The 12,722-nt window shown below is 45.7% G+C and carries 10 protein-coding genes and 3 tRNA genes; 11 read left to right on the top strand and 2 right to left on the bottom strand.

The genetic code is table 11. The features are described from left to right. The first annotated feature begins 105 nt into the window (after positions 1-105). The 3 genes from R7Z77_RS05700 to R7Z77_RS05690 all read left to right on the top strand — a co-directional run bounded on the left by R7Z77_RS05700 (position 106) and on the right by R7Z77_RS05690 (position 453). Positions 106-190, top strand: a tRNA-Leu gene (locus R7Z77_RS05700). Between the two features lie 50 nt (positions 191-240). Continuing rightward, positions 241-315 (top strand) — tRNA-Gln (locus tag R7Z77_RS05695). Between the two features lie 53 nt (positions 316-368). Further along, positions 369-453, top strand: a tRNA-Leu gene (locus tag R7Z77_RS05690). A gap of 135 nt (positions 454-588) precedes the next feature. Here the strand turns inward: R7Z77_RS05690 and R7Z77_RS05685 are convergent. Continuing rightward, complete coding sequence (locus tag R7Z77_RS05685; protein ID WP_213967784.1) at positions 589-1,767, bottom strand: 2-octaprenyl-3-methyl-6-methoxy-1,4-benzoquinol hydroxylase; 1,179 nt, start codon at positions 1,765-1,767, stop codon at positions 589-591. Between the two features lie 257 nt (positions 1,768-2,024). Between R7Z77_RS05685 and miaB the strand changes: the two genes are divergently transcribed. From miaB to lnt, 5 genes are all read left to right on the top strand, one after another. Beyond that, positions 2,025-3,449 (top strand): tRNA (N6-isopentenyl adenosine(37)-C2)-methylthiotransferase MiaB, encoded by a 1,425-nt coding sequence (gene miaB, locus R7Z77_RS05680; protein WP_005373038.1) that lies wholly within the window; start codon positions 2,025-2,027, stop codon positions 3,447-3,449. A 73-nt stretch (positions 3,450-3,522) separates the two neighbouring features. Beyond that, positions 3,523-4,620, top strand: a complete 1,098-nt coding sequence (locus R7Z77_RS05675; protein ID WP_005373033.1) for a PhoH family protein — start codon at positions 3,523-3,525, stop codon at positions 4,618-4,620. A gap of 2 nt (positions 4,621-4,622) precedes the next feature. Next, a complete protein-coding gene (ybeY, locus tag R7Z77_RS05670) occupies positions 4,623-5,087 on the top strand; it encodes an rRNA maturation RNase YbeY (protein WP_005373030.1) in 465 nt (154 codons plus the stop codon). Positions 5,088-5,192: 105 nt separating this feature from the next. Beyond that, positions 5,193-6,092, top strand: coding sequence for a CNNM family magnesium/cobalt transport protein CorC (gene corC, locus R7Z77_RS05665; RefSeq protein ID WP_005384118.1), 900 nt, complete (start codon positions 5,193-5,195; stop codon positions 6,090-6,092). 33 nt (positions 6,093-6,125) lie between these two features. Beyond that, a complete protein-coding gene (lnt, locus tag R7Z77_RS05660) occupies positions 6,126-7,643 on the top strand; it encodes an apolipoprotein N-acyltransferase (protein WP_213967783.1) in 1,518 nt (505 codons plus the stop codon). Between the two features lie 84 nt (positions 7,644-7,727). Here lnt and R7Z77_RS05655 read toward each other — a convergent pair whose 3' ends face one another. After that, positions 7,728-8,198, bottom strand: a complete 471-nt coding sequence (locus R7Z77_RS05655; protein WP_005373024.1) for a zinc ribbon-containing protein — start codon at positions 8,196-8,198, stop codon at positions 7,728-7,730. Positions 8,199-8,351: 153 nt separating this feature from the next. On the opposite strand from R7Z77_RS05655, the gene leuS reads away from it, so the two are divergent. The 3 genes from leuS to holA all read left to right on the top strand — a co-directional run bounded on the left by leuS (position 8,352) and on the right by holA (position 12,642). Then, positions 8,352-10,925 (top strand): leucine--tRNA ligase, encoded by a 2,574-nt coding sequence (gene leuS, locus R7Z77_RS05650; RefSeq protein ID WP_213967782.1) that lies wholly within the window; start codon positions 8,352-8,354, stop codon positions 10,923-10,925. Positions 10,926-11,077: 152 nt separating this feature from the next. After that, positions 11,078-11,617 (top strand): LPS assembly lipoprotein LptE, encoded by a 540-nt coding sequence (lptE, locus tag R7Z77_RS05645; RefSeq protein WP_005384122.1) that lies wholly within the window; start codon positions 11,078-11,080, stop codon positions 11,615-11,617. 5 nt (positions 11,618-11,622) lie between these two features. Beyond that, a complete protein-coding gene (holA, locus tag R7Z77_RS05640) occupies positions 11,623-12,642 on the top strand; it encodes a DNA polymerase III subunit delta (RefSeq protein ID WP_005384123.1) in 1,020 nt (339 codons plus the stop codon). Positions 12,643-12,722 lie beyond the last annotated feature (80 nt).

The raw sequence follows: 12,722 nt of genomic DNA, 5'->3' as shown, positions 1-12,722 counted from the left end.
GCGGAATTGGTAGACGCACCAGATTTAGGTTCTGGCGCCGCAAGGTGTGAGAGTTCAAGTCTCTCCTTCCGCACCATCTTAAATTAATCTACACTATCAGAATACGCGGAAGTGGCGGAATTGGTAGACGCACCAGATTTAGGTTCTGGCGCCGTAAGGTGTGAGAGTTCAAGTCTCTCCTTCCGCACCATTCTTTCTCTAGATAAGAGAGGTTAAGTAGTCTTTGACTATTTACGCTGTAGGGCTATCGCCAAGCGGTAAGGCAGCGGCTTTTGATGCCGCCATTCCCTGGTTCGAATCCAGGTAGCCCTGCCATATACAACGATATTGAGATTTTACCAATTATCTTGATATCTATAGATTAAGTTGCGGAAGTGGCGGAATTGGTAGACGCACCAGATTTAGGTTCTGGCGCCGCAAGGTGTGAGAGTTCAAGTCTCTCCTTCCGCACCATTATCGGAAAACCCAGCATGACTTTGCTGGGTTTTTTCTTTTTTTGGTTCTGGACTCGGGAAATCATTAGATTTGCCGAATTAAAAAAGCGAGCTCATGGCTCGCTTTTTTTCTATCTGTGATTTGAGTAGCTTACTACATACCTAACGCGTATTTCAGTACTTGAGCCTTAATTGGCCCTGAGTTTTCAGCAAGCTTCAATGCAGAATTACGTACGAACTTCAATGGCCCTAGATCGTTGCTAAAACCTTTATAGAAAAAGTCCATGCCCGTCTGCATGAGTAAGTTGTCAGGTCGACGTGCGCGTTCGTATTTCGCGAGTAAGGTATCTTCCAGCTTTTCTTGTTGTTCTGTTACCGAAAGGAGAACGTCTACATCTTTGAAGCCTAAGTTTACCCCTTGCCCTGCAAGCGGGTTGATCGTATGGGCAGAGTCACCCACTAATACGCAATTTTTGCTTGAGTAGCTTTGCGCATGACGACGAGTGAGTGGGAATGAGCCAAACTGTAAAACTTCAATATCGCCTAATTCTGCAGGGAAATGACGTAAGATTTCTTCCCTTAGTTGAGGTTTACCCATCGCACACAGTTGTTTAATACGTTTAGGCGAGTCATACCAAACCAAAGAACCTTGGCCTACTATTTGACCATCGTCGTTACTCAAAGAGCACAGAGGTAAAAATGAACGTGGGCCTGAAGGTGTAAATTGTTGCCAAGTAATATCTTGCTGAGGCAATTCTGTTTTCACGTTAATCAACATGCAGTGTTGTCGGTAATCCCACGCAGTTACACCAATTCCAGACAATTGACGAACTTTAGAGTTTGCACCATCAGCACCAATCACCCAGTTAGCTTCAAACTGCGCCCCACTTTCTAGTGTCACAAGATTTACATCTGCAAACTCAATGGCTTTTAATCGCTCAGGACACATCACGGTTAGATTTTCATACTTAGAGAAGACTTGCCAAAGACCTAATTGGATTAGGCGATTTTCAACGATGTAACCTAGCTGATCCAATGACAATTCATCAGAGTGAAAACGAGTACGGCACTCTGGGTGCTCCCAAGTTTCTAACCGCCGATAAGGACAAACTCGCATGCTCTTGATCTCTGACCATGCTCCGAGTGAATCAAGTAACTCCACCGACTGGTGCGAGATTGCAGATACACGAATATCCATCGCCTGAGCGGCATCAAAAACTTTAGGTTTTGTACCTTCAACCAAGACAACGCTTCTGCCCTGCTTGGCAAATCCAACAGCGACGGCTGCCCCGACCATACCGCCACCGATCACGGCGATGTCATACTTGTTCATTTTTCACTCTTCATCGTGCTGATTAATTGGCGTTTTTTATTGTACTTTCCATGGCTATTTTTACAAAATTGTTTAACAAAAAACCTTGTTCTGCATAGGGCGAAAAACTAGATTTCATCAGGCTTTGCAGAGAATTAGCTAGATCACTAGTCAGGTGCTTTTTAAAGCAGTACAATACGCCGCTTACCGCCGTGATGGCGGCTATAATTTGAGCAATAGCTCTCCGATTTAAGTACAACTGAACGAGCGAAAGTGAGATGAGTAAGAAACTGCTAATTAAAACCTGGGGCTGCCAGATGAACGAATACGATTCATCAAAAATGGCCGACCTGCTTAATGCTGCAAACGGCTACGAGCTGACGGAAGAGCCAGAGGAAGCAGACGTACTTCTACTTAACACCTGTTCGATCCGTGAAAAAGCGCAAGAGAAAGTTTTCCACCAGTTAGGCCGCTGGAAAACACTAAAAGATAAAAAACCTGGCGTAGTTATCGGTGTAGGTGGTTGTGTAGCAACGCAAGAAGGTGACCATATTCGTGAGCGTGCACCATACGTTGACGTTATTTTTGGCCCACAAACTTTGCACCGCCTACCTGAGATGATCAAACAATCTCAGTCCGATGATGCACCAGTTATGGACATTTCGTTCCCAGAGATCGAAAAGTTCGACCGCCTACCTGAACCTCGCGCTGAAGGTGCGACAGCATTCGTTTCTATTATGGAAGGCTGCTCTAAGTACTGTACTTACTGTGTCGTACCGTACACTCGTGGTGAAGAAGTAAGCCGTCCAATGGATGACGTACTGTTCGAAATCGCCCAACTTGCTGAACAAGGCGTACGTGAAGTAAACCTTCTGGGTCAAAACGTAAACGCGTACCGTGGTCCTATGCACGATGGTGAGATCTGTTCATTTGCAGAACTGCTTCGTTTGGTTGCGTCTATCGATGGTATCGACCGTATTCGTTTCACGACGAGCCACCCGTTAGAATTCACAGACGACATCATCGCAGTATACGAAGATACGCCAGAACTTGTGAGCTTCCTGCACTTACCTGTGCAAAGTGGTAGTGACCGTATCCTAACGATGATGAAACGCCCTCACACCGCTATCGAATACAAATCGATCATCCGTAAACTGCGTAAAGCTCGTCCTGATATTCAAATCAGTTCAGACTTTATTGTTGGTTTCCCTGGTGAGACAGACAAAGACTTCCAAGACACCATGAAGCTAATCAAAGATGTAGACTTTGACATGAGCTTCAGCTTTATTTTCTCTCCACGTCCAGGTACGCCGGCAGCGGATTACCCTTGTGATGTGTCAGAACAAGTGAAGAAAGAGCGCCTTTACGAACTACAGCAAACTATCAATGCTCAAGCGATGCGTTACTCTCGCTTAATGCTTGGCACAGAACAACGTGTTCTAGTTGAAGGTCCTTCGAAGAAAAACCTAATGGAACTACGCGCTCGTACAGAAAACAACCGTGTAGTAAACTTTGAAGGTAGTGCAGACCTAATTGGTCAGTTCGTTGATGTGAAGATCGTAGACGTATTTGCAAACTCACTGCGTGGTGAGCTAGTACGTACTGAAAAAGACATGGATCTTCGTAGTGTGATTTCCCCAACGCAGATGATGGCGAAAACACGTCGCGAAGATGAGCTGGGTGTAGCTACTTTTACGCCGTAAGCTCGTATAAATAGCCATAGAGAGCCTGGTCGTTATCAGGCTCTCACTAAGTGGCAAAAAATGAGAGGCAACATTGAGCAATAAAATCGTAACTCTAGAAATTAACCTAGAACCTTCAGACAACCGCCGACTAGCTAGCCTGTGCGGTCCATTCGATGACAACATCAAGCATTTAGAACGCCGCCTAGGCGTTGAAATTAACCACCGTAGTGACCACTTTACGATTGTCGGTAAACCTCATACCGCATCAGCTGCGCTGGATATCCTGAAAACTCTATATGTTGATACCGCACCTGTACGAGGTGAGATCCCAGATATTGAGCCTGAGCAAATCCATCTAGCGATCAAAGAGTCTGGTGTTCTTGAGCAGAATACTGAGTCTAATATCGAGCATGGTAAAGAAGTCTTCGTCAAAACCAAGAAAGGTGTGATCAAACCACGTACGCCAAACCAAGCGCAGTACTTGGTTAACATGGTCACGCATGATATTTCTTTTGGTATTGGCCCGGCTGGTACAGGTAAAACCTACCTTGCTGTAGCAGCAGCTGTTGACGCACTAGAGCGCCAAGAGATCCGTCGTATTCTACTTACTCGTCCAGCGGTTGAAGCTGGTGAGAAATTGGGCTTCCTACCTGGTGATTTAAGCCAGAAAGTCGACCCATACCTACGTCCGCTATACGACGCCCTATTTGAAATGCTGGGCTTTGAGCGCGTAGAGAAGCTGATTGAACGTAACGTGATTGAGGTCGCCCCTCTTGCTTACATGCGTGGTCGTACTCTAAACGACGCCTTCATCATTCTTGATGAGAGTCAAAACACCACTGTTGAGCAGATGAAGATGTTCCTAACACGTATTGGTTTTAACTCTCGCGCGGTTATCACTGGTGATGTCACGCAGATTGACTTACCTCGTGGTGCGAAATCGGGTCTTCGTCATGCTATTGAAGTACTAAGCGAAGTTGACGACATCAGCTTTAACTTCTTCTTGGCCGACGACGTTGTACGTCACCCTGTGGTTGCTCGTATCGTTAACGCGTACGAGAAGTGGGAAGCACAAGACCAGAAAGAGCGTAAAGAGTTCGAGAAACGCCGTCGTGAAGAACGCGATGCGAAGTTACTAGAAGCAGCAAAAGCCGAACTGAATGCACAAGTTGCTTCAACTAAGGAATAACCATGGCGATTGAACTTGATCTGCAACTGGCAGTCGAAAATGAAGAAGGTTTGCCTTCGCAGCAAGATTTCCAATTGTGGCTAGATAAGACCATTCCTCTCTTCCAACCACAAGCCGAAGTCACCATTCGTATTGTTGATGAACAAGAAAGTCATACGCTCAACCATGAGTATCGCGGCAAAGATAAACCAACTAATGTGTTGTCATTTCCATTTGAAGCACCTCCTGGTATGGAAATAGATTTACTTGGTGATTTGATTATTTGCCGCCAAGTTGTTGAAAAAGAGGCGGTTGAACAGAGCAAGCCTCTGCTAGCACATTGGGCGCATATGGTTGTACATGGCAGCTTGCATCTGCTAGGTTATGATCATATAGAGGATGACGAAGCCGAAGAGATGGAGTCCCTCGAAACCGAAATCATGCAAGGTATGGGTTATGAAGATCCTTACATTGCTGAAAAAGAGTAGCTATTGGCCACTCGACAGGGAAAGGCGAACCACCTAAATGACTCTCGTGTTCGCCTCTCTATGTGTGCTATCACACTTCTGATAGCGTTACTTAATTGAGAAACAATGAACGAAGATAATTCTCCCTCTTCTAACGAAGATAAGAAAGAAAAGGCAGAAGGTCCGAGTAGAAAGTCCTTCTTTGAACGTCTAGGTCAACTATTTCAGGGCGAACCAAAAGATCGCCAAGAGCTTGTGGATGTTATCCGCGACTCTGAAGTTAACGACCTGATTGACCATGACACTCGCGATATGCTCGAAGGTGTTATGGAAATCTCCGAAATGCGTGTGCGTGACATTATGATCCCGCGTTCGCAAATGGTTACAGTTGAGCGTACTCACGACCTTGATACCTTGGTTGCTTTGATTACCGATGCTCAACACTCTCGCTACCCTGTGATCAGCGAAGATAAAGACCATGTGGAAGGCATACTTCTAGCGAAGGACTTACTTAAATACTTAGGCTCAGGCAGTAATCCATTTGATATCGAAGAAGTCATTCGACCAGCGGTTGTGGTACCGGAAAGTAAACGCGTTGATCGACTGCTGAAAGAATTCCGTGAAGAACGTTATCATATGGCCATTGTTGTCGATGAATTCGGTGGTGTTTCTGGTCTTGTGACCATTGAAGATATCCTTGAGGAAATCGTCGGGGATATTGAAGATGAATTCGATGAAAGTGAAGAGACGGACATTCGTAAGCTGAGCAAGCATACGTTTGCTGTCAGAGCGCTGACAACCATCGAAGAGTTTAATGAGACATTCGGAACCAACTTCAGCGATGAGGAAGTTGATACCGTTGGTGGTATGGTCATGACTGCCTTTGGTCACTTACCTTCTCGTGGTGAACTGGTTGAAATTGAAGGCTACAACTTCAAAGTCACCGCTGCCGATAACCGTCGTGTCATTCAACTCCAAGTGACGATCCCAGACGAAGAAACCCTGGTTGAAGCCACTCAAGAGTAACGCGATACCCATTGGGAATCTCAGAAAATTACAATGATGAATGAACTCTTTCATCGCCTTAAGCGGCCCATAGTGGCCGCTTTTGTTGGCGCCTCTACTACACTCGCTTTCGCTCCTTACCAGCTGTGGCCTATTGCCATTCTTAGCCCAGCAATTCTACTGATTCTTCTTGCTAACCAAACTCCGAAACGCGCACTATGGATTGGTTATGCTTGGGGGTTAGGTCAATTTGCAACTGGCGTTAGCTGGGTTTACGTCAGTATCTCAGGTTTTGGCGGTATGCCGCTCATTGCCAATTTATTTTTAATGGGCTTACTTGTTGCCTACTTGGCTGTTTATTCAGGCTTATTTGCTTGGCTCAACAACAAGCTGTTTCCTCAATTTACGCTCACAAAAGCACTTCTCGCTGCACCTGCTTTATGGCTGATCAGTGATTGGTTGCGTGGTTGGGTGATGACCGGCTTCCCTTGGTTATGGCTAGGCTATAGCCAGATAGATGCTCCACTCGCAAGCTTTGCACCAATTGGCGGCGTAGAACTGCTTACTCTATTTATCCTTATCAGCGCAGGGGCGTTAGCCTATGCATGGATTCATAAGCAGTGGCTGATGGTGATTATCCCTGCGGTACTACTCAGTACTGGCTTTGGGATTCGCAACTACGATTGGGTAACACCCCGACCAGAAGACACGACTAAGCTCGCGCTGATTCAAGGTAACGTAGACCAGAACCTAAAGTGGCTACCAAGTCAACGCTGGCCGACCATCATGAAATACGCTGACTTAACTCGTGAAAACTGGGACGCTGACATTATCGTTTGGCCAGAAGCAGCAATTCCCGCTTTTGAAATTGAAGTGCCTTCATTTTTGAGCAATATCGACAGCGCTGCAAAAATGAATAACAGCGCAATCATCACCGGTGTCGTCAATCAAGCTGAAGATCGACAGTTCTACAACAGTATTCTGTCCCTCGGCATCACACCATACGGTGACTACAGCTTCGATTTAAGCGAACGTTACCATAAGCATCACCTACTACCGTTTGGTGAGTTTGTACCATTTGAAGATATTTTGCGCCCATTAGCGCCATTCTTTAACCTACCGATGTCATCGTTTAGCCGTGGGGCTTTTGTGCAGCCAAACATCGTTGCGAATGGCATGCACATGGCACCAGCGCTTTGCTATGAGATCATCTTTAATGAGCAAGTGCGTCAAAATGTGACTGACGAAACAGACTTCATTCTAACGCTTTCAAACGATGCATGGTTTGGTCACTCTATCGGTCCTCTTCAGCATATGGAGATCGCCCGTATGCGTGCCTTAGAGTTGGGTAAACCGCTCATCCGCTCGACTAACAACGGATTAACAGCGGTAACCGATCACAAAGGTAAAATCGTTGAGCAAGTACCGCAGTTTGAAACTGCAGTACTGCGCGCAGAGCTCACCCCAACCAATGGGAAAACGCCATATCGAATCGTTGGTACTTGGCCATTGTATATTTGGGTTTGGTTAAGTTTAGCGCTAGCGCTCGGCTTAAGAAGAAAACAGAGCTGATAACAGCTTGAAAGTAGAAAAGACAAAAAAGAGGCGACTAAGCCTCTTTTTTATTCATAGCATTATACTGTCGTTACGCGCCATTTATGGCTTTAATGACTGACGAGTAAAGCCTTTGTGACCACATTTAATACACGGAATGATTACAGTTGGGTGGTTATACGTTGTCTTGTGACCACATTCATCACAGACTAAAGTGCCTAAGCCTATCACCTCTCCTGCTTCATATAGCCCTTGATGCTCTAAGTCATCGAACAACTCAACCCACTCAACTTTAGTTCGGTCAGTAATCTCTAACAGCCCTTGCCATATCGAGTCCGCAATCGTTAAGTAAAACGGGCCGCTTTTGCTATCCTCGTAACTCTCTGAAAACTCTTTTAAGTCTGCTTTAAGGTACGCTTTGATTAAAGCCAATTCATCTTTGGTCAAGTCATTAGCAGCATCCACCACTTTGCCCGACGTCTCAATCGCTTTGTTAACTTCTTCCGGACTGTGCTTCAAGGTTTCAATCACATCCTCGAGCATTTCCTCATAACCTGTTTTACGTTTAGGCATAACTGACCTCCATCTTTCTCCTACCTGCGTCACTTAAGGGCGCATGGGTACAGATTGGCTATTGTTGTGATCCCTAGCTTTAGGTATTCTATGACGATCTATTTAAGTCTGTTCTAACCGAACTCACAAATTCCAAGATAACGGATACCATCGATGCAAGAACAATACAACCCACAAGATATTGAACAAAAAGTTCAAAAGCACTGGGATGACAACAAAACCTTTGTTGTAAGTGAAGACCCAAATAAAGAAAAATTCTACTGTCTGTCCATGTTCCCATACCCAAGTGGTCGACTGCACATGGGTCACGTGCGCAACTACACTATCGGTGATGTAGTATCTCGTTTCCAACGCCTACAAGGCAAAAACGTGATGCAACCAATCGGTTGGGACGCATTCGGTCTACCTGCAGAAAACGCAGCAGTAAAAAACAAAACTGCGCCAGCACCTTGGACTTACGAAAACATCGAATACATGAAGAACCAACTTAAGCTTCTAGGCTTTGGTTACGATTGGAACCGTGAATTCGCAACATGTACACCGGAGTACTACCGCTGGGAACAAGAGTTCTTCACTAAACTTTACGAGAAAGGTTTAGTTTACAAAAAGACTTCTTCTGTTAACTGGTGTCCTAACGACCAAACTGTTCTTGCAAACGAGCAGGTTGAAGACGGTTGTTGCTGGCGTTGTGATACGCCTGTAGAGCAAAAAGAAATCCCTCAATGGTTCATCAAAATCACTGAGTACGCTCAAGAGCTACTAGACGACTTAGACAAGCTTGAAGGTTGGCCTGAAATGGTGAAAACCATGCAGCGCAACTGGATTGGTCGTTCTGAAGGTGTTGAACTGAAGTTTGAAGTTAAGGGTCAACAAGACCTAGAAGTTTACACGACACGTCCAGATACGCTAATGGGTGTGACTTACGTGGGTATCGCAGCTGGTCACCCTCTTGCAGCTCTTGCAGCAGAGAACAATCCAGAGCTTGCAGCGTTTATCGACGAATGTAAGAACAACAAGGTTGCAGAAGCTGAGCTAGCGACAATGGAGAAGAAAGGTATGGCTACTGGCCTTACTGCTATTCATCCATTGAACGGCCGTGAAGTTCCTGTTTACGTAGCAAACTTCGTACTGATGGACTACGGTACAGGCGCGGTAATGGCAGTACCTGCACACGACCAACGTGACTACGAGTTCGCAACGAAGTACGGTCTAGACATCGTGCCTGTTATCAAGCCTGCTGATGGCAGCGAGCTAGACATTTCTGAAGCGGCATACACAGAGAAAGGCGTACTGTTCGATTCTGGTGAATTCGACGGCCTAGAATTCCAAGCGGCGTTCGATGCAATTGCAGCGAAGCTAGAAGCAGAAGGCAAAGGCACTAAGACTGTAAACTTCCGTCTACGCGACTGGGGTGTATCTCGTCAACGTTACTGGGGCGCACCAATCCCAATGGTAACGACTGAAGACGGTGAAGTTCACCCAGTACCTGCTGACCAACTACCAGTGATTCTTCCAGAAGACGTGGTAATGGACGGCGTAACCAGCCCAATCAAAGCAGACAAAGAGTGGGCGAAGACAACCTTTGACGGCGAACCTGCTCTACGTGAGACAGATACGTTCGATACGTTCATGGAATCTTCTTGGTACTACGCGCGTTACTGTTCACCACAAGCGGACGACATCCTAGACCCAGAAAAAGCAAACTACTGGCTACCAGTAGATCAGTACATCGGTGGTATCGAGCACGCTTGTATGCACCTACTGTACTCACGCTTCTTCCACAAACTACTGCGCGATGCGGGTTACGTAACTTCTGACGAACCGTTCAAGCAACTACTGTGTCAAGGCATGGTACTGGCTGATGCGTTCTACTTCGAGAACGAGAAAGGCGGCAAAGAGTGGGTAGCTCCAACAGACGTAGCCGTTGAACGTGATGGTAAAGGCCGCATTACTTCTGCTAAAGACACTGAAGGTCGTGATGTAACGCACTCAGGCATGATCAAGATGTCTAAGTCTAAGAACAACGGTATCGACCCTCAAGAAATGGTAGACAAGTACGGCGCTGACACAGTACGTCTATTCATGATGTTCGCGTCTCCAGCGGACATGACACTTGAATGGCAAGAGTCTGGCGTAGAAGGTGCGAACCGCTTCCTAAAACGTGTTTGGAAACTAGTGAAAGAGCACACAGCGAAAGGCGCAGCAGAAGCAGTAGATACCGCAGCGCTTTCTGGTGATCAAAAAGCACTTCGCCGTGACGTTCACAAGACTATCGCGAAAGTGACGGACGATATCGCTCGTCGTCAAACATTCAACACCGCGATCGCAGCGATCATGGAGCTGATGAACAAACTAGCGAAAGCGCCTCAAGAATCTGCGCAAGATCGTGCAATCCTTGACGAGGCACTGAAAGCTATTGTTGTCATGCTTTACCCTATCACTCCGCATATCTCATACGAGCTATGGGCAGCACTAGGTGAAACAGACATTGATAACGCGGCATGGCCGACGTTTGACGAAAAAGCGCTAGTTGAAGACGAAAAAACTATCGTTGTTCAAGTTAACGGTAAGCTACGTGCGAAGCTAACAGTCCCAGCTGATATCTCTAAAGACGATATCGAACAGCTTGGTCTAAACGACGAAAACGTGGTTAAGTTCACTGATGGCCTGACTATTCGTAAAGTTATTTACGTTCCAGGTAAACTGCTGAACATCGTTGCAAACTAATCGCAGCTGTCAATTTGTCTCTGTTTAGCGAACTTATTTGTTAACCAAGAGTCATTAAACAGGGTAGTTTTCTACCCTGTTTATTTACCTCAAACCATTCACATGAGTGGTTTAAGGTAAATAACCCCTTCAATTTAGGATGAATACAATCAATGCGCTTTTTCTCTTTGATTAAACTACCAGTGGTATTGGTATTAGCGGGGCTTCTTTCTGCCTGTGGTTTTCACCTTCGCGGCGAGTATTCCGTACCGGAAGAGCTGCACACTATGTCTTTCTCCAGCTACGATGAATACAGTGAATTAACTCGCTATGTTCGCTCTCAACTCGAACTGAACAAAGTTGAACTTGTTCAACCATCATCGACGGTACCCAACCTTCATTTGACGGAAGCGACAATCGATGAGCGTACACTATCGCTTTATCAAAATAGCCGTGCAGCAGAAAAAGAGCTGACATACGTAGTAAAATACCGTGTGACAATTCCTGGCTATGGTTCTAAAAACTTTACGACAACAGTAAACCGCAACTACCTAGACAACCCGTTGACCGCACTTGCAAAATCTGTTGAGCGTGACGTAATTGAAGACGAGATGCGCTTGCAAGCTGCAAAACAGATGATGCGCCAGTTGGGCCGTATTCGTGCCGAATATGAAGCAGGACAAATCTCTGAGCCAGCGAACAAAAACTCTTAGTCACTATGCGAATTTATGCCGATAAGCTAACGGATCATTTAACTAAACAAGTTAAACAGGTTTACTTAATCTTTGGTAATGAGCCGTTACTGATTCAAGAAAGCCGCCAAGCAATCCAAAAGGCAGCGTTTCAGCAAGGTTTTGAGGAAAAACACCGTTTTGCGGTGGATGCTAGCATCGACTGGAACCAAGTTTACGACTGTTTCCAAGCGATGAGCCTGTTTTCAAACCGTCAATTGATTGAGCTTGAAATTCCTGAAAGTGGCGTAACAACCGCCGTCAGCAAAGAGCTGCAAACACTGTGTGATATGCTTCATGATGACATCATGCTCGTCATTGTTGGTAGCAAACTGACCAAAGCCCAAGAAAATGCGAAATGGTTCAAAGCATTAAGCTCAAAAGGCGATTGGGTAAGCTGCTTGTCGCCAGACCTTCAACGCCTACCTATGTTCATTCAGACACGTTGCCGCACGTTGGGACTAAAACCCGATCAGCAATCACTGCAAATGTTGGCTCAATGGCATGAAGGTAACCTATTTGCATTGACACAAAGCTTAGAGAAATTGGCCCTACTCTATCCGGATGGTGAGCTGACCATCATACGTTTAGAGGAAGCCCTAAGTCGCCATAATCACTTCACTACCTTTAACTGGATCGACGCCTTACTGGCAGGTAAAGCAAACCGTGCACAACGTATTCTTCGCCAACTTGAGGCGGAAGGGGTTGAGACCGTGATCTTGATTCGAAGTGTACAAAAAGAGTTGAGCCAACTTTTAAATATGCATCAAGACTTAACTCAAATGGGAATGAACCAGGTATTTGAGAAATATCGAGTTTGGCAAAACAAGCGTCCACTCTATAACGCAGCACTGACCCGCTTATCAGCGAGTCGTATTTGTGCATTGCTCTCCTTGTTGGCTCAAGCCGAGATAAAAGCCAAAACTCAGTATGACGAGTCTGTATGGCCAACTATTCATCAGTTGAGCTTAGAAACCTGCTCTCCTGATATTAAGCTGGCAATTTAAAAATCAAAGCGTGATATAGTGCGCGACCTGTTTTGCAAGCAAGAATGTAAAACACTTTAGAGATAAGAGACAAACCGAGG

Source organism: Vibrio sp. 1401, from assembly GCF_033340295.1.
Note: the sequence above shows the minus strand (reverse complement) of the source record. Positions and strands in the feature narration are given on the sequence as shown.

Bases quoted from the DNA above. Each gene is read 5' to 3' on its own strand.
- R7Z77_RS05685 (WP_213967784.1), bottom strand. From the start codon at position 1,767: ATGAACAAGTATGACATCGCCGTGATCGGTGGCGGTATGGTCGGGGCA.
- holA (WP_005384123.1), top strand. From the start codon at position 11,623: ATGCGAATTTATGCCGATAAGCTAACGGATCATTTAACTAAACAAGTT.
- lptE (WP_005384122.1), top strand. From the start codon at position 11,078: ATGCGCTTTTTCTCTTTGATTAAACTACCAGTGGTATTGGTATTAGCG.
- lnt (WP_213967783.1), top strand. From the start codon at position 6,126: ATGATGAATGAACTCTTTCATCGCCTTAAGCGGCCCATAGTGGCCGCT.
- corC (WP_005384118.1), top strand. From the start codon at position 5,193: ATGAACGAAGATAATTCTCCCTCTTCTAACGAAGATAAGAAAGAAAAG.
- ybeY (WP_005373030.1), top strand. From the start codon at position 4,623: ATGGCGATTGAACTTGATCTGCAACTGGCAGTCGAAAATGAAGAAGGT.
- R7Z77_RS05655 (WP_005373024.1), bottom strand. From the start codon at position 8,198: ATGCCTAAACGTAAAACAGGTTATGAGGAAATGCTCGAGGATGTGATT.
- leuS (WP_213967782.1), top strand. From the start codon at position 8,352: ATGCAAGAACAATACAACCCACAAGATATTGAACAAAAAGTTCAAAAG.
- miaB (WP_005373038.1), top strand. From the start codon at position 2,025: ATGAGTAAGAAACTGCTAATTAAAACCTGGGGCTGCCAGATGAACGAA.